This window comes from Shewanella sp. 5_MG-2023 (assembly GCF_030547465.1).
Taxonomy (GTDB): domain Bacteria; phylum Pseudomonadota; class Gammaproteobacteria; order Enterobacterales; family Shewanellaceae; genus Shewanella.
This window is the reverse complement of record NZ_JAUORC010000028.1, coordinates 1-17,982: the sequence shown is the minus strand read 5'-3', so window position 1 is coordinate 17,982 and position 17,982 is coordinate 1. Positions and strand designations below refer to the sequence as shown.

14 protein-coding genes and 1 pseudogene are annotated in these 17,982 nt (G+C 43.1%); 8 read left to right on the top strand and 7 right to left on the bottom strand.

Translation table 11 applies throughout. The features are described from left to right. Positions 1-155: 155 nt before the first annotated feature. Entirely contained in the window at positions 156-1,208 is a 1,053-nt protein-coding gene (locus Q4557_RS15965; protein ID WP_303413907.1) for a hypothetical protein, read from the top strand. Positions 1,209-1,258: 50 nt separating this feature from the next. Here Q4557_RS15965 and Q4557_RS15960 read toward each other — a convergent pair whose 3' ends face one another. From Q4557_RS15960 to Q4557_RS15950, 3 genes are all read right to left on the bottom strand, one after another. Continuing rightward, a complete protein-coding gene (locus tag Q4557_RS15960; protein WP_241904995.1) occupies positions 1,259-1,843 on the bottom strand; it encodes a protein tyrosine phosphatase family protein in 585 nt (194 codons plus the stop codon). Between the two features lie 23 nt (positions 1,844-1,866). Beyond that, the gene (locus Q4557_RS15955) at positions 1,867-2,880 is read right to left on the bottom strand and encodes an aldo/keto reductase (protein ID WP_303413905.1); all 1,014 of its coding nucleotides are present in this window, start codon (positions 2,878-2,880) and stop codon (positions 1,867-1,869) included. Between the two features lie 80 nt (positions 2,881-2,960). Beyond that, complete coding sequence (locus Q4557_RS15950) at positions 2,961-3,323, bottom strand: DUF4156 domain-containing protein (protein ID WP_303413903.1); 363 nt, start codon at positions 3,321-3,323, stop codon at positions 2,961-2,963. A 166-nt stretch (positions 3,324-3,489) separates the two neighbouring features. Here Q4557_RS15950 and Q4557_RS15945 point away from each other — a divergent pair, with 166 nt between their 5' ends. Further along, the gene (locus Q4557_RS15945; protein ID WP_102436583.1) at positions 3,490-3,807 is read left to right on the top strand and encodes a GRAM domain-containing protein; all 318 of its coding nucleotides are present in this window, start codon (positions 3,490-3,492) and stop codon (positions 3,805-3,807) included. A 115-nt stretch (positions 3,808-3,922) separates the two neighbouring features. Here Q4557_RS15945 and Q4557_RS15940 read toward each other — a convergent pair whose 3' ends face one another. The 3 genes from Q4557_RS15940 to Q4557_RS15930 all read right to left on the bottom strand — a co-directional run bounded on the left by Q4557_RS15940 (position 3,923) and on the right by Q4557_RS15930 (position 8,219). After that, entirely contained in the window at positions 3,923-4,849 is a 927-nt protein-coding gene (locus tag Q4557_RS15940) for a manganese-dependent inorganic pyrophosphatase (RefSeq protein WP_102476533.1), read from the bottom strand. Positions 4,850-5,027: 178 nt separating this feature from the next. Then, on the bottom strand, positions 5,028-7,391 hold the full coding sequence (locus Q4557_RS15935) for an aminotransferase class V-fold PLP-dependent enzyme (RefSeq protein WP_303413900.1): 2,364 nt from the start codon (positions 7,389-7,391) through the stop codon (positions 5,028-5,030). Positions 7,392-7,757: 366 nt separating this feature from the next. Next, positions 7,758-8,219 (bottom strand): YhcH/YjgK/YiaL family protein, encoded by a 462-nt coding sequence (locus Q4557_RS15930; RefSeq protein ID WP_102436589.1) that lies wholly within the window; start codon positions 8,217-8,219, stop codon positions 7,758-7,760. Between the two features lie 158 nt (positions 8,220-8,377). Here Q4557_RS15930 and Q4557_RS15925 point away from each other — a divergent pair, with 158 nt between their 5' ends. The 6 genes and pseudogenes from Q4557_RS15925 (at position 8,378) to Q4557_RS15900 (ending at position 14,786) form a co-directional block, all read left to right on the top strand. Further along, complete coding sequence (locus tag Q4557_RS15925) at positions 8,378-9,433, top strand: alpha/beta hydrolase (protein ID WP_303413897.1); 1,056 nt, start codon at positions 8,378-8,380, stop codon at positions 9,431-9,433. Positions 9,434-9,771: 338 nt separating this feature from the next. Further along, positions 9,772-10,374 (top strand): LON peptidase substrate-binding domain-containing protein, encoded by a 603-nt coding sequence (locus Q4557_RS15920; RefSeq protein WP_303413895.1) that lies wholly within the window; start codon positions 9,772-9,774, stop codon positions 10,372-10,374. Positions 10,375-10,551: 177 nt separating this feature from the next. Next, positions 10,552-11,517, top strand: coding sequence for a pseudouridine synthase (locus Q4557_RS15915; RefSeq protein WP_303413893.1), 966 nt, complete (start codon positions 10,552-10,554; stop codon positions 11,515-11,517). Positions 11,518-11,637: 120 nt separating this feature from the next. Continuing rightward, positions 11,638-11,865 (top strand): annotated as a pseudogene (locus Q4557_RS15910) (pseudouridine synthase); the annotation flags it as partial. A gap of 74 nt (positions 11,866-11,939) precedes the next feature. After that, entirely contained in the window at positions 11,940-13,445 is a 1,506-nt protein-coding gene (locus Q4557_RS15905; protein WP_303413891.1) for an EAL domain-containing protein, read from the top strand. A 351-nt stretch (positions 13,446-13,796) separates the two neighbouring features. Next, positions 13,797-14,786 (top strand): lipid A deacylase LpxR family protein, encoded by a 990-nt coding sequence (locus Q4557_RS15900; RefSeq protein ID WP_303413889.1) that lies wholly within the window; start codon positions 13,797-13,799, stop codon positions 14,784-14,786. Positions 14,787-14,880: 94 nt separating this feature from the next. Here the strand turns inward: Q4557_RS15900 and Q4557_RS15895 are convergent. Next, the coding region (locus Q4557_RS15895; RefSeq protein ID WP_303413887.1) for an Ig-like domain-containing protein at positions 14,881-17,982 on the bottom strand (3,102 nt) is incomplete at its 5' end.

Below are 17,982 nucleotides of genomic sequence, written 5' to 3'. Positions count from 1 at the left end.
AGATTAATTTATCACTGTCTGTTTGTTTGTTTTTAGATCGAATTTAATCTCTTTCTAGCACAGTCTAGATTTAAATATTAGCAAGGCGGTTAAATATTACGCTAACTGTGTCATTATCAAATTTCGCATCTCAGCTAATGGATTAGGTTTGACACATGGCCGCAAAATTTCAAAATCAATTTTTACGTCTCTGTTTATATTTAGTATTTGCCGTTGCTATTACGGCATGTTCGGTCAAAACCGAGCAAGCTAACATTAGCCAAGTGGGCAATATTAGCCATAAAAAAATTGCTGAAGCCAGTGGCTTAGCTTACTCAAATATACACCATGATGTGCTGTGGCTGCACAATGATGGCGGCGATAGCGCCGCAGTGTATGCGATAAATTTATCCGGTGACGTGCTGGCGACGGTGAACATTGAAGGGGTAAAAAATATCGATTGGGAAGATATGAGCTCGTTTATTATCGATGGTAAAGCGTATCTGTTAATCGCCGATGTCGGTGATAATCGTGCCAATCGAAGTCAATATTTCATTCATATTATTGCAGAGCCTGATGTCAGTAAACTTGCGTTAGCCGCATCAATTAAGCTCACCCCGCTTGTGTCATTGGCATTTAATTACCCAGATGGTCCAAAGGATTGTGAGTCTGTTGCTGTTGATGTGGTTAACCAGCAAATTGTATTACTGAGTAAGCGGCACACCCCACAAACCCTATATCAATTGCCGTTACCGTTACAGTTAGCGCAATCACCGGCGTTATTGCCTTCAGAATTTCCTTCGCAATTACCTATGCCATTACCTATGCCATTACCTAAGCAAGAAAGGGACACGCTAGTGGCAACACCTTTAGGGGCACCGCCGGCATTACCAGAATCATTCTCAGATTATTTCGGCAGTATACGCTTAGCACTTTTTGCCGGAAACTCGACAGCAATGAGCTTTTCAAAGGATGGCTTATCTGCGGTGGTGTTAACCTATGGCCATGCTTATTACTTTCAGCAGCAACAGCCTACAGGCGCTTTAACACTGTTATCAACCACGCCAAAGATTATTGATTTTCCGACACTATTTCAAGCAGAAGCGGTGAGCTTTAATCACGATGCCAGCCGCTTTTATATCACCTCAGAGGGTAGCCCAGCGCCGATATATGAAGTGAATATCGCCGCTTTGTTGGCTAATTCTGATTACTCACTACTGAAATACTAACGACTGAGTAACTCGCTACTGAAAACTCACAGCTAAAATATCAGTATTTATTACTGATATTTGCCGCGTACTTCATCGATTAAGGTTTTCCACTGCGGGTATTTAGCAAAGCTTTGGGGTAAATCGCCCCAAGGTGATAACGCTTGCATCATGGCATTTTCTGAGTGATCAGCGCCTTGGCTCAGTTGATATAAATAGTAAAAAGCCGAGGCGCGATAATTTAACGCACAATGGACTAAAATCGATTTATCGTTATTGCGCTCCATGATGCTAATAAACTGCGCTACATCTTCCATGGTGGGTTGCTGCCAATCGACTTCAATGTTGTGGTAAACCATGCCAGCATCTGTGACCAGTTTATCTTCTGCCGCTAAATAATTTGAGTTGTTTTTGGGGATTAAATTGATCACCACCTCTACCCCTGAATTTTTAAGCGTCTGAAATTGCTCTGCTGTGGGCAAGCCTGCGGTTATCACTTGGCTGTTATTGAGCTTGAGCGCTTTGATGTTATCAAGCTGGCTTGGGTCAATTTGCGCCGCTGCAGGATTGACTAAACTAACGCTTAATAAGCTACTGGTTACCATTGTCATTAACGCGGCTCCCATGATGCTGTTTTTCATCTGTAATCCTTTCATCTGTAATCCTTGGATTTGAGCAATTACATAACAATGTCATCAATGGCGGCTAATTCAGCTGCACTAAAGTTAAGGTTATCTAGTGCGGCCACCGAATCGAGAACTTGTGCTGAGCGACTTGCACCAATCAAGCAACTGGTTACCGCATCATTGTTAAGGTTCCATGCGATCGCCATTTGCGCTAAAGATTGATCCCGGGTTTGGGCAATGGTATTTAATGCCTGCACTTTGGCGATTTTCTCTGGAGTTAGATCGTTATCAGCTAAATAGATTTGATGGGCTTGGGCTGCCCGCGAGTCTTTGGGAATACCATGGAGGTATTTATCAGTGAGCACACCTTGATCCAATGGCGAGAATACAATTGAGCCAACGCCTTGATCTTTTAATACCTCGGTTAAGCCATCTTCAATCCAGCGATCAAACATATTGTAGCGTGGCTGGTGGATTAATAATGGCGTGCCTAGCTGTTTTAAGATACTGATCGCTTGCAGCGTTTCTGCTGGCTGATAACTTGAAATACCCACATACATCGCCCGGCCTGAGCGGACAATATAATCTAGCGCTTGCATGGTTTCTTCAATGGGAGTGTCAGGATCCATGCAGTGATGATAAAAAATATCAAAGTAATCTAGCCCAGTACGTTTAAGGCTTTGATCGCAGCTAGCGATCAAATATTTTCTCGAGCCGCCAATACCATAAGGCCCTGGCCACATGTCGTAACCCGCTTTACTAGAAACGATTAACTCATCTCGATATGGCTTAAAGTCTTGTTTGAAAATATCACCAAAAGTGGACTCCGCCGCGCCGTAATGGGGACCATAATTATTGGCTAAATCAAAGTGGGTAATACCGGCATCAAAAGCTGTTTGCAGGATGTTTCTCGCATTCGATTGGGGGTCTGATGCGCCAAAGTTTTGCCATAAGCCTAATGAAATTTTTGGCAAGCGAATACCGCTGTTACCACAACGGGCATAAGCCATTTTTGTATAGCGTTCGTCGCTGGCAAGGTACTGCGGGTTTGGATCGTGGGTAATCATTTATCATCCTACAAATGAATTGTTACTAAATTGAATTAGCTTTGAATTTAAGGCGTGTTTTAAATATCTGTTTTAAATCTTTACTTCAAATCTACTGTACTAGAACAATCATAAGCATTGGCCAATATCGTCACAGAAGTGGCAAACGACTGCGGCTTAAGCAAATAAACCGTATTTGCCCCTAGCGTTAATGCTTCATTTCTCAGCTGATTAATCGCCCCTTGAGTTAAATCCTTATTCGAAATAAACAAGTAATCATACCAATGCCCTTGGGAGCCAATTATTGGCCCTTTTAGTTGGCAATCATCAAGCTGTTGTCCTTGCCATAAAATTTGCACATGTTCGCTTTGATAATGAGGGACGTTAATACAAGCCGTGAGTCCTATTGGCATGAGTATCATTAATAACCCCATTAATCTGGCACTGCGATTGACTGGATTCATATAGGCCTTAAAAATTTGCTGTTAATTACGCCATGTTCATATAGCAAGTCTATACTTAATCAGCAGCGTAGTAGAGTTAAAGTCAACTTACTTGGTTAAGCTTCGCTATGCAATCAGCATGTTGGCGTTCACTGTTTCATGAAAGAGTAAACATAGGGATATACACATGGGTAGCATCAATTTAGCCAATGAAACCGTGATTAAGTCTACTTTTGCTACTGCGCAAAACGGTGCCTTTAGCGGTGATGGACAACTATATTTGACTGAAACACGGTTATGTTTTGAAGCCTTTAATAAAATCTTTGAAATGGGTCCTTATGAGATAGACCTTGAGGATATTGTTAGTGTTGAAAAATGTTGGGGGACCGGTGGTGGAGTGTTACCCCTTACCGCAGATGCGATTAAAGTGGAACTTAAAAACCATCAGTCCTATAAATTTATGGTGGCTGACTCTGCTGAATGGCTGGAGCGATTGAATCGTTAACTCATTACCTTAAGCTATGTGAGAACCGCTTACTGATGAATTTAGGCTAATAAAAAGCTGAATCATTGATTCAGCTTTTTAGTTGGGCGACTCGCTATATTGCTAAAAACGCATATTAAGCGTTAGCAAATACATCTTGTAGCGATGGCACCACTTGCTTCTTACGGCTTAATACACCGTCTAGCCAGACTCGGCCTTCAACGGTTGCTTTACCGTAGGCTTTTTCAGTTAAGTCAGCGTCATCTGAAACCACTAACATTTCTGAGCCTTCTTTCATGATATCGGTTAGCAATAATAATACGCTGTGACGGTTACCTTCAGCTTTCAGCGCTGCGATATCAGCTTCTAAATCAGCTTTGATATCGTCAAATACTGATAAGTCGATAACTTCTAATTGACCGATACCCACTAGGTTACCGTTCATGTTGAAGTCTTTAAAATCACGCATGACTAAGTCACGTGCTGGCGTACCTTCAACAGCTGATTTAACTTTGAACATTTCCATGCCCACAGCTTTGAAGTCTTCAATACCGGCAATTTCAGCTAATGCTTCAACGCAGCGGATATCAGCAGTAGTACAGGTTGGAGATTTGAAAATCACAGTGTCACTTAAAATAGCGCACATCATGATGCCAGCAATGTTAGCTGGGATTTCTACTTGGTAGAAATCGTACATCATTTTAATCACTGTGTTACTACAACCTACTGGGCGGATCCAACACTCAAGCGGAGTAGAAGTGGTTAAGTCACCTAATTTATGGTGATCAACAATACCTACGATGGTTGCTTCGGCAATATCATCTGGTGCTTGAGTTAATTCAGAGTGATCAACGATATACACTTCTTCGCCAGCGTAGCTTGTTTTGTACTCTGGTGCTTCAAAACCAAATCTATCTAAGATATACGCTGTCTCAGGTGAAAGTTCACCAAGACGGGCTGCAATAGCAGGCTCTTCAATTTGATTTTTTAGGTAAGCAAGTGCGATTGCACCGCAGATTGAATCTGAATCAGGGATCTTATGACCCACTACATACATTGCCATTTGGTACGCTCCTATAAATTTTCAGCGATTTTAACAAGAAATAACCGCCTGACCAATCTTTACCAATAAAAAAGCCCCAGAGAACGTCCTGAGGCGATTCAAATCAAGCAATATTCATCTTAAGTTGTCAGCTATTGACTAGTTATTTACTCAGTGGTCAATGCATTCACAATGGCTGTTAACTTAAAGCATAACCACCTTTAAGGTGGGCAATATTATCAAAGCCTAAACGCTGCATGGCTTGGGCGGCCACCATGGAGCGGCTACCACTGCGGCACACTAAAACCCACGGCTTGTGCTTTTGGTGTTGATGCTGCTGAATAAACTGCACTAAGCGGGTTAGTGGCACATTCTCAGTGGTGCTACTGGTGGGTTGCAGCGCGTATTCATGGGGCTCACGAATATCAATTAAGCTGACTTGTTGTGATGATAAAGCGCTGCTTAAGCTCTCTGTGTTGTATTCGGTAATATTCACTTTAGCTGCAGCGTTAGCTGGCAATGCGCCACAAAGAATTTCACTGCCTGACTCATCACACAACTGACTATCAAGCTGGGCTTTTAGGCTTTCAAATTGGCTTTGGCTTAATTGGCCATTTAAGGTGTTGGCCAGCAGTGCATTACGGCTAGATTCAGCTGCTAATGAGGTCGTAAACTCATTGTTATAGTCATGGCTGGCACAAATCAGGGTGTTGTCACCGATAAGCTGATGCAGTCGCTTAAGGCTGGTAAACATGGCTTTAGCGCAGCTGCTGTCAAAGTTAGTTCTGCCGAGACTGCCCATTAAAATCGTGTCGCCAGCAAAGGCAAAGCGGCATTGCTGGCTAAGTGGTTTAGAGCTTAATACTGCCTTAGGTAATTCATCAGTCGATTTATTAGGTAATTCATTAGATAATTCATTAGAAAATGGGTCACATAACAGCAAGCTAATACTGTCGGCAGTATGGCCTGGGGTGGCAACGTTAAGCAGTGCTTGATTGCCAATAGTGATGTACTCAAACAACTCGCCCGCTTGGGTGACGTTGCTGCAGTTTTGCGGCCAGCCTAAATGATCGCTTAATTGATCCGGCAAATGTTTGTCGGCAAGGTATTGGCGACTAGAGACATGATCGGCATGACCATGGGTGTCGATCACCGCCACTAATTCAAGTTGCTGACACTGCAATAGGGTATCTAAGCGTTCATTTAGTTCTGGCAGTGGATCGATGATGATTGCTTGCTTACTTTGTTGATCGGCATAAATCCAACTACAGCTCGGGCCTGAGCGTAATTGAACCAAACCATTTAATGGCTGTTTATCGCTTATTTCACCACTGTCTAAAATCATACAGCTATGGGTTAATGCATTGGCGGCAGATTGAATTCTGATGCAGGCTTCATCCACCTGCGTTTGAGTCATGGCGGGGCCAAAAGACATTCTGATGGCTGACTCGCTTTGCCACTTGGGTAATCCCATGGCATCTAATACAAAGCTACGGGTGACTTTTGATGAACAAGCAGAGCCTGAACTGACGCGAATATTGGCGGCATCAAATAAATCCATAATCTCTTTGCTACTAAAGCCTGCAATAGCAAAGTTGATGGTTGTTGGCACGCTATTGCTAAAACTGTGGTTAAACACTACAGCAGGAAAAGCACTTTCAAGGGTATCAATTAATTGTTGTTGATAAGCCCTTAAGGTGTCGACATCGGCAAACTGGTTTGTACCCATCGATTGCGAGTTATTTAACAGCATATCGAAAATGACACTTATGGCTGCCATTCCCGGCAGGTTTTCAGTACCCGAGCGCAGGCCGCTTTCTTGGCCGCCGCCAGCAATAATCGGCGTAAATGGAGCACCTTCGCGGATGTAAACAAAGCCAATGCCTTTAGGGGCATACAGTTTATGGCCGCTAAAAGGCGCGTAATCGATACTGGTGTTGGCTAAGTTTAATGCCGTTTTACCCAGTGCTTGGACACAATCAACTAACCAATAAATATCAGGGTTAGCTTGGCGGATGATGCGATCAAGCTGAGTTAAGTCTTGGTAAACCCCGGTTTCATTGTTTACTGCCATGGTGCAAATCATTAATGCATTGGGCGCTTCTTTAGCAATAAAGTCCTGATCAAGTTTACCCATATGATCAACGGGGATCGCTTTAATTTCTGCGTTTATTTCAAGAATGGCATTCCAATGCTTTAAGGATTCTGGCACCGCTTTATGCTCAGTGGCGCCATATAACAAGCTGTATGTTTGATCTTGCTTGAGGCTAGTTTTAGCGGCAGCTTTAGCCGCGACTAAGGCGGAAATGATCGCGGTTTGAATCCCTTCTGTGGCGCCGCTGGTAAAAATTACGGTACCTGTGTCAGCGCCAATCACTTGTTTAGCTTTTACCCGAGTTTGCTCCATCAGGTTTTTGGCTTTAAGGCCGCTGATATGGCTACTACTTGGGTTACCAAATAGGGTTTCCATTGTAGTTAATGCTGCCGTTGCAGCTTGGGGTAGCACAGGAGTTGTGGCATTAGCATCGAGATATATTTGGCTTAGTTCAGTGGCGCTTTTCATAGGGGTAAGACTCGCATGTTGATTAGTTGTTATATAGCTTTTAGTTATAACTAATTTCTTGTGGTTATATTAACAGCTTAATAACAACGATCAAGATCACATTTTTGCTTAGATTAAAAAATACAGCTATAAATTGTCATTTTAGTAAAGAGAGTTTTTAAATTGGTGTGGCGGCAACTTTGTATGGAACCAAAGGTCACTAGAGTGAACTAAGATTTGAAGTTGTTTTGTTATTGATTTTAAGAACGATAAAAAAAAGGAACAAGGCGGTTAGCGCTTATTCCCTTTTTATTTGTGATGAGCAGACTAGGCTTAAGTTTTGCTTCAGATTTTGAAGCAGACGTAAACTCAACGGCTGACTGAAACTCAAACTCTCACTTTGATGACTACTTTTCTGACATCTTTGGCTGTATCACTGGTGCCGGGCATATGCATATCTTCAGGGAAGAAAATCGCAAACATACCCGCCTTTAAGGGTATAAAAGCCGCATTAGCTTTATTGGCTTCATAATCGTACTTACTGTAATCATGCTCATTGTGATAAGGCGCTAACGGCGCTTGATCTGCAAGTGGTAAATAGCCAAATTCTTCTTCACCGCTAACCACAAATTGCACATCAATATAACGCTGATGACTTTCAAAAGACTCGGTGTGTTTCGGCTTAGTTTGGTAATCATTGACGATAGCAAATATATCTTTGCCTTCAATGGGGTAATTACCTAATTCATATTGGCTAAAATCAGTGGCTGCGAGGTGAGCAAGTGCAGTGGCTAATCTTGGGCTAATAGCATGATAAAGCTGATGATTTGCTAGGGTATCGACAATCATGATAAGTCTCTAAAAGTTAAGATAAGTCATTATCGCTTAATTTAGCATGCTGCACCATGACAGATATATTTATACAGGGCTGTGAAAATAATCAGCTTAGACAAAGCGGCGATCAGTTGGTTATGATGATAGTGCGGTTGACATGAATAGGATATCAAGTGGCAGCATTACGATTATTAGCAGGCAAAACGGCATTTGAACAAATTGAACAAAACGGCATACAGCAGTCGATGTTTACTCAATTGTTTGCAGCATCAGGTGGCCCCAAATGGATTGGCGTCGCAGGGCTCGATAAATACTTGTTCAGTGAGTTTTTTAGTGACAGGCAAGCACCACTTTATACCATGGGTGCTTCATCTGGAGCCTGGCGTTTAAGCTGTTTAGCGCAAAAGAATCCGTTAGAGGCCTATCATCGCTTTGAAGGCTATTATATCGATCAGCGCTACGAGACTGTGCCTTCTCGTCAAGAGGTGACTGAGCAGGTAGAGCGAATTATTGCTGGCATATTAGGTGCTAATGGCGCCATGGATATAGTCAATAACCGTATTATTCAAAGTCATTTTGTGGTGTGTAAGGCCAAGCATTTAAATGCTGGGCGTTCCAAGGGAAAATTAGCAATGGGGCTGGCTGCTACTGCAGTGTCTAATGCTGTTAGCCGTCGCAGTTTAGCTTGGCACTTTGAAAGACTGGTATTTAGTCATCAGCAAGTTAAATCGCCTTTTTCACAATTATCCGATCTGCCCACCGAGCATGCTCAATTAACTCGCAGTAATATCAATCAAGTGCTGCTAGCCACTGGCTCTATTCCATTACTGCTCTCGCCAGTGACCCAAATCAATGGCGTTAGTGACGGTCATTATTACGATGGCGGCATTACTGATTATCACTTTGATATGCCTTTACCTGCCGCAGAAGGCTTAAGTTTATATCCGCACTTTTATCCTTACATGAGCCCTGGCTGGTTCGATAAATCACTAAAATGGCGCCGTGCTAAAAAGCATTATCATAATGCGCTGATCCTGGCGCCGACCCCAGAGTTTATTGCTTCTTTGCCTTACCAGAAAATTCCTGATCGTGAAGACTTTAAAAAGCTTGATAGCGACAGTCGTATCGCTTATTGGCGCGAGTCAGTTAAGCGCAGTGAGCAACTGGCGATTGAGTTTGCCGGCATCATTGAAAACCAGTCGGTGATGAGTCATTTAGAGCGGCTTTAAGCTGCTTTATTGATTGTTTTTAACCTCCTATTTAAGGGTTATCTTAAGCGCTATCTGATCGCTTTTTGAAACTATTTCGTAAAACACCCTGTCTAATAATTAATCGCTTAAGTCTGCGTTATTTGTTAATTACAGCTATCATTAAAAAGAATGATAAGCGGATGGTGACTAGCAAATAAACTATCAAGCACTAAACTTAATTTGCTCATATCTGTGACAACTAGTTGATTATATAGGCTGAAGCGAGCTAGTTGTCATCGGCGATATAAATATGCTGCGCCTTGTGGTGTAAGCCCTAAATGAATATTTATCAGCATTTCTATGGTCTGGAGGCTGCTATGAAAACATTAGAAATGGCCTTGGTTATTCAAGAGGCGGTTATTCTTCCTGGCGGCCGCCAAGAGATCAGAGTGGTATCGCCAAATCAGCTGTTAATGGTTGCTAGTGTGCTGAAAGGAGACTACCGCTTAGCCTTAGCTGCGAGCAAAAGTAGCGGTAAAAGTAGCGGTAAAGGTAATAGCAGTCCGCCATGTTATAGCACAGCAACAGAGTGTGAGATTATCGACTTTCATCAACTCGACGATGACTCATTAAGTATTGTGATTGAAGGTCGCCAAAGGGTAAAAATTCTGTCTGCGGCGCAACTAAGGGATGGAAGTTGGATTGCGCGCACATTAGCCTGTCAAAATTGGCAAGATGAACCCATAGGCGAAAAGTTTGGAATTATTAGTGCCGCTTTAGAGCAATTTTATGAAGTAAACCCAGATTTATTGGAATTATATAATCAGGTGCATTTAGAAGATGCCACCTGGGTAAGCCAGCGTTGGTTAGAAGTGTTACCTATGTATAACAAGGATAAATTACAGCTTGTTGAGCAACCTAATTGCCACAAGACTATGGCTTTTGTGCTGCAGCTATTAAAGTCCCATGTAGATGCCTAAGTTACCGCTTTACAGCAATGACGAGCAAGTCGCTGTGATTGTATTTAACTCGCCAAGTTTGGGCTAACTGTGCTGGATTTTACTTCAAGTGGCTCGTTAACAGGAAAGCTTAGGTTCATTTATATTACTCATGTCCGTTATACTGACGGGATATGTAAGTCACTAATCATTGTAACTATGTCTTCTGATACCTCAGCTAGAGCTGCACAACCTTCTTATGTGGTGTTACCACAACTGACTCATCCTTCGAAAAATGCAGCAGCAAGTTCAACAGCGCCAAAAACCGTGGTGGAATTTTTAGTGTCGCATTTTGCGCAAATCCCACCGCAGGTGTGGTTAAAGCGGATTGAGGACGGCAAAGTGCATTGGGCCGATGGCAGCTTAATTACTGTCGATACTGTCTATAGACCTGCAACAAGGGTGTATTACTACCGCGAAGTTGAGGCTGAAACTAAGATCCCTTTTGTGCAGAAAATTTTGCATCAAGATGAGCATTGTATGCTGGTGTTTAAACCACACTTTTTGCCAGTAACCCCCAGCGGAAACTTTGTTAATGAATGCTTAATCCATAGGCTAAGGATTGGCACCGGCATTGACACTATAACTCCTGCCCACCGCCTTGATAGGCCAACTGCAGGCGTCATGCTAATGACAGTTAACCCTGAGTCTAGGCATGCGTATCATGCTCTTTTTAGTGATGGCAAAATTACAAAGCAATATCAAGCGATTGCTAAGTTAACAGCGGCACTATTGGCACAATCCCAAGCGGGTGAATTAACCTTGCCAATACACTGGACGGTTAAAAATAGGATGGTGCGCTCAACCCCAAGCTTTTTAATGAAAGTGACCGAAGGTGAGCCCAATACCCATTCTGAAATTAGCCTTATTGCCATAAAAGGCGATAAAGGTTTATTTGAGCTGAGCCCGATCACCGGGAAAATGCATCAACTTAGGGTACACATGATGTCGTTGGGAATGCCGTTAGAAAACGATACTAATTATCCTACTTTAGCGCCAAAGAGTGCCGATGATTTTTCAAAACCGTTACGGTTAATTGCTAAATCACTGCAGTTTATTGACCCGATTAGCCATATTGAGCGTCAGCTGAGCTGCGAAGGCTATGAAGCTGAATTTGATCTTTAACCTGCTTGATTAAATGCTATATCAGCATGAGTCACGCGCAGCGATAACTGTTTAGTGCGCTGAATATATGAATTTTATGAGCTGTGACGAACGACTGTCGACCAATGACTCACTATTAGTGGTTTGTTTGAGCTTAGTCCGATTACAGGTAAAACTCATCAATTAAGAGTGCATATGCAAAGCATTGGTATGCCATTGCTTAACGACAGGTTTTACCCTGTGCTACAACCGAAAGGACCTGATAACTTTGCTAATCCACTAAAGTTATTGGCACAACGATTACAGTTTATTGATCCTATTACACAGCAAAGTAATGATTGGCGCTGTGATGAATTAAATTTCAATTAATATAGATATTTACACTACCGTAACAAACTCAGTCAGGTTATATTGTGACTAATTTATAGGATTTAGGTGCTGTCATGGAACGAATCACATATTGCCTGATTTTTTTAGTTGCATTACTTATCAGTGTTGGTTTACTGCGTGGTGTCGATCATTTATTGGCCAAGCAAGTCATTGCCCGTGACGCAGCAATTTTAACGGATAAGTTTGAGCACTTAATTAAAACCAGTGCGGCAGAATTAAATGAATTACCCGAAATCACTTTTGATTCGTTTGTGTGTAGCACTGAGGTAGAGGCGCAGTTAAAGCGCGCAGTATTTGATGCAAGCTTTATTCGTTGGATTGGCGTAACGAAAGGGCTAAATATATATTGTGAATCTAACGAGATTATTCGAGAACTTCACGATGTGAAACATCATCAAATTAGTCAAACCTATAGTTTAGGGATACTAGAGTCTGAAAGTGATGAGCATCTGGAATTAGTGCTTATTCGCAATATGGGGGATATTTTTTACGCCGCGAGCATACTCCCGTTAGAGCCGAGTTATTTTGTTCCGATGAGCTGCGAGAAATGTTTAGAATATCGATTATCGTTCGATTCGAGTCCTTTTTTAACATTTGGTTATGAAAGCTTTGATGGTGATTATTACGTGAGTGAGGCGGTTAACTTAACCACCGACTATTTTGACGCAACCTTTGAATTATCAGGTAATCGTGAGTTTTATGAGCAATATACCTACTTTTCTTGGTGGATTGTTTTAATCATTGCCAGCATTTTGGCTGCTTGGGTCACGTATATCGCCCGTTTATGGTTTAACCATAGTCAATCTGTTCATAGCCAAATTATTCAAGGGATTAAGCGGTCTGAGTTTATTCCTTTTTATCAGCCTATTGTCGATTCTCGCAGTCAAAAAGTCATTGGCGCAGAAGTGCTCATGCGTTGGCAACGGCAAGATGGCAGTTTAATGCCACCGAATCAGTTTATTCCTTACGCAGAAGCCAATGGCTTAATTGTTGATATGACCAAGGTGTTGTTGGCGCATGTTTTTAATGATGTTAAGCAACTTGCGGTTACACGAGAACCATTATTTTTTAGCGTTAATATTGTGCCAGAACATTTAGATAATGATGATTTGTATCAATTGCTAAAAGGCGTTGTTGAATCAGGCGAGTTGAAACAACATCGCATTTCATTAGAAATCACTGAGCGTCATCCTATTAGTGACTTAGTTGCTGCGCGTAAAATGTTAGATAAGTTTTATGCTATCGGCATAGATTTAAAATTAGATGATGCCGGCACTGGTTATGGTGGTTTTAGCTATGTGCAAAATTTAGGGATCAGTACCCTCAAAATTGACAAAATGTTTGTTGATACTATCGGTCATCAAGATAACTTTAATGCGAAAACCATTGAAGCTATTATTTCATTTGCGCAAAAATCCAATTTAAACATCATTGCAGAAGGTGTAGAAAGCCATGAGCAAGTGGCTTATTTAAGTGAGCATGGTGTTTACTCTATTCAAGGCTATGTGTTCTCTAAACCTTTATCATTTGATGATTTTTGTGCTGGTTACAGCCATTAACAGTGAATGATATTAGCGACCAGTGCTTATTTTAACGTATGTAGCCGCGAGTGAATCGCGGCTTTTTATTGTCAGTAATTTAACACTTACATCTGGTAATGTTTGACGTTTTATTGTGCTAAATGAAATGTAAATTGCATAAATATTGCTTAAATTGGAATGCTTTGTAGAGCGGGCTGACTATAAAAGCCGTTGCCGAGGCTGTTTAATTAATGATCATTGAGTGGGGAGGCTAAAGAGGTAAACTAAAATCGCTTACTCATTTTAATGACAGTAATGTTTAGATTTTGGTGATAACTTTACGTTGTCGAGCTAACGTAGTGAACTGACGTATTTGATAAGGGGGGTATATTGAGCAGAAAAAGCCTAAATGCGGCAGGTGTATTGCTGTTATCAGCGAGTTTAGCGCCGATTAGCGTAACAGCAGATCAAATTTATTTTAGCTTCGATAATGATATCGTTACCGGCTCAGATGGTGATTACTCCAATGGTTTTGTCATAGGTTGGCATGCAAAGCCAGAACACAATTTTTCAGCGGCAGCATCGGTCTTTCAATGGCAGTCTGCACTTTTATTCCCCCAACAAACACAGCAAGCACACCGTGGGGCTCAGTTATATAGCCGAATGTGGACCCCAATTGAAATCGCCTATGACTATCCACAATCAGAAGAAAGACCTTATGCAGGTCTATTGGAGTTAGAAAGCTATACCGGTGTGTTTAGCCCATCACTGGCACAAAAAAATTGGTTGTCTGTTGGTGTTATGGGACCTGCGTCAGGGGCTGAAATGCTGCAATCAGTGGTGCATAACATTACCTCATCAACTAAACCGGGTGGTTGGGATTATCAAATAGAGAATCAGCTGACATTTCAACTTGCCTATGAAGTCGAAGCTTTACTCACTCGTCAGCAAGCATTTGAAAATAGTCAGTGGGATTTAAGCGCATTTAATCATTCGATGGCTGGGAATTTTCGTTCTCAATCGAGTGTCGGTCTCACCTTGCGTTGGGGTGATGACTTAGACCAAACCTTTGGCCAACTTTCAAGTCAGGCTGGTCACTTAGGAAATTATACTCATTCCGCTAACTCTGATGGTAGCTGGACGGCTTATGCAAGGGTGCAGGCTGGATATCGGTTTAATGATTTAACCATTGATGGTGATTTACCCTATGACTCATCGCTTGAAATCAAGCATGAACAAGCGCAAGCAAGTTTAGGGGTGATATGGGCATTTCCCACATGGTCTGTGAGTTGGAGCTTTGATTTTTATAGCAAAGAATATCAATCAGATGTCGATGACTGGCATGGCTATGGGGTGATTAGTTACACTAAAGTGCTTTAATTCTGGTTATAAAAAACGATGTTTAAAAGGCGCACCATGATTCATCATGGTGCGCCTTTTCAGTCTATTACAGAGTTATTATGACTAAAGTTTTTTAGACCTGATTGTGCATGTCATTTAATGCTTGATGTAGCAAATCATCGTCATTAGCCTGATTAGTATCACTTTGATCAGGTTGGTCATTTAAATCTGCCAATAACTCATCTTTATGCTGCTGATGGTTATCATCATCTAACGGGTTTTCAAAAGCGTCGACCTGATTGGCATCTAACATATCGGCATCAGGTGCCGCTAGTGTTTCCGCCACATTAGCTAAATCATTCACTACTGTTGCTTGTGGAGTTGGATTCATATCAGCATGACTAACGCCTACCATCTGTAGATAGTGATCAATAGGAGAACTCGCCCCGGACTGGTTAAGTGAATGAGCACCTTCGGGATGCTCGGGGCTGCTTTCATCATCAGCGCCAATATGCGCTAGCACCTCATCAAATGAAGGTTCATCTTCAGTGATGCTTGCGCTAAAAGTCATTATGTCGTCAGGTACGTCGTTCATGTCCGCTGCAGGTGGCGGAGCGGCAGATGTATCGGGTGTGATTGTCATGCCAACAAGGTGAGTAGAGGTTTGGTTATGACCACTGTGGCCATGAACATAAGTCACATCTACATTCACTTTGACATCAACATTGGACGCATGTGCATCATGATACACAACTTGAAATACGTCATGATGTTCTTCTGAAGTGGTTTGCCCTGCCCAATGGCTGCCGCCTGTCGCCTTATTACCGGCAGTCGGAGCTTGCCTATAAACATAGTCCACGTGGCCAGTTACGGGATCGATGCTTAAGGTACCGTATTGGCCTTGCAAACTGGTTGAAGTATGACCGTGGCCATCAGTGATTGCCCACCCAGCGCCAGATAAACTAGGGCTGAGCTGTTGTATTATTGGAGGTGCAACCAGATCGCCTGAGATATGTGAGCCAATGCTACCACTACCTGTTGGTGTGGGGGGGGTCTTAAAGCTCAAAGTGGGTACAGGGTTAGCGCTATCGCTAATAAACAGAGGGCTGTGTATTGATGCTAAATTACCCGCTAAATCTTGAACAGATGCGGTGACATCAACCGTTCCCCCTGGCAGCGCCTGAACCTCCGCTGCGGTTAATGAAGTGTGCCAAGCGCCTTGAGTTACCACGGCTTGATGCTGCTGACCCGCAATCGTTACTGTAACCGTTTGCCCATCTTCAACGCCAGATACTGTACCGGTTATATCAACCGCTTGCTGGTGTTCGCTGGCTTCAATGATATTGTCGCTAGTGATTGGGTTAACCCTAATGGCCGCGTTAGTATCGGTGCTGTAGTGATGATTATCCGTCGCAGTAGCGTTGTTTCCTGCTGTATCCGTTATGGTGACTGATGCGCTAATGTTGGTGTGGCTGCTCAGTTGATTGGCTGGGATGTCGATTGAGAATCTATGTTGTGCATCCACGGCGCCAGTGTAAGTGTGTGTGCCTAGTGTAAGGGTGATATTGTCGCCAACGCTGACTTCACTCCCCACAGTACCAGTGACTGGCACGCTGCCACTGAGCTCGGCCTGATTGAGCACGTCATCAGCAGTGATAGGGTCAAGGCTAATGTGTGGCGCTGCTACATTAGTGTCTAGCGTAAAATCAATACTGGTGGCTTTTGATGTGTGCCCAGCGTTGTCAGTTTGCCTTACCTGTAGCTGATTAAGTCCCTCGACAGGAGTAAATTGGCTGCTCCAATGGGCACCACCATCTGTGGAATACTCCACCTGCATTCCAGCGGTTTGACCTGAGATGCTAAGCGCCCCATCTTGAGTGATCAAGTCTGTGGCCGAGCTGCCGGTATCATGGGCCAGCGAGACTGCTAATGGCGCAATAATGATCGGGGCTTGATAAGGGTCTATATGAATAGTTAAGTTGTTCTGACTATTGTCTGCATAATCACCACTCGTGTCTGTGACGCGGTAGATAAGATTAGGCACTTGCCCGCTAAATTGACTGTTTGGGGTAAAGGTGTAGTCGCCGTTGGCTGAAATTGCGATAACCCCAACACCAGTAATGTTATGAGTTTGCCCAGCTTGAACCGTTACATAGTGATGCGTTACTGGGTCTTGAAATTGCACATCATCAAGCACTAACTGTGCGCCATCATCAACATCCGTAGCCCCCTGCAGTAAGTTGCCTGTAACGGGGCCGTTATTCTGCTGAGAATGTGGGTTAAAACTGTGGATGATTGGACGATCACTGGTGCCTGTGACGACGACTTGAGCTTGCTGCTGCGATGTCTGCACATTGCTACCAGCTCCTTGTTGTAGCTCATACTTAATGTCAACTTTTAAGGCGATGCCGTTGGCCAAATGGTTGTAGCTATTGTGCGCCGGATCGACCTGTAATGTATGGCCGTCGCCGGCTAGCATAAAGCCATCGGGTACCTGATTAGTGTAATGAACACCGTCGGTCGAAAATTGCATGTGGCTTACAGTGCCACTGCTCAGTCCACCGAGTAAATCGAGAGATTTAACCGCGCCACCTTCATTAACGCTCACGCTTGGCGTGTCATCATGGCCATGAATTTGCACATTGATGGTGTGGCTAGCAGTGCCGTCCGGTGAGGTAAGGGTAAAGCTTTCGGTCACAACTTGCCCGGCAACCAAACCATTAGTGGTAGCGAGTGAATTGTCTAAGGTATAAGACCAATTGCCTTGCTGATCCATTGACAGATAACCATACTGCCCCGCTAACTGGCTGATTGTGGCAAACTGATTTTCGCCACTGTCGACATCTGTCAGTGTTAACTGCCCCGTCAGACGACTCGTTGCACCATCTTCGAAGATATCGACGTTCGATGATGCTTGTGACTGGCCATTGATCAGGGCTGCATCGTTCACCGCTGCGAGCGTGGTGCTAGCAGCTGTATGGGTCACACCACCGTGGGCATCCTTAACGTCATAGCTAAAATGGACATCGCCGTTATAGTCTTTTTCTGGGGTAAAGGTGAAGGTGCCATCGGCATTTAACGCAATAGCGCCATGATCAGCCTGTAGGTTTTCAATGGATAATTTGCCAATATCGTTGTCATCGATATCAGTTGTGTTAGCCAGTAGCTGTGCTGGGGTGAGGACTATCTGGGTATCTTCTAAGCCATTCGCTAAACGTACTTCAGCTGATGCAAC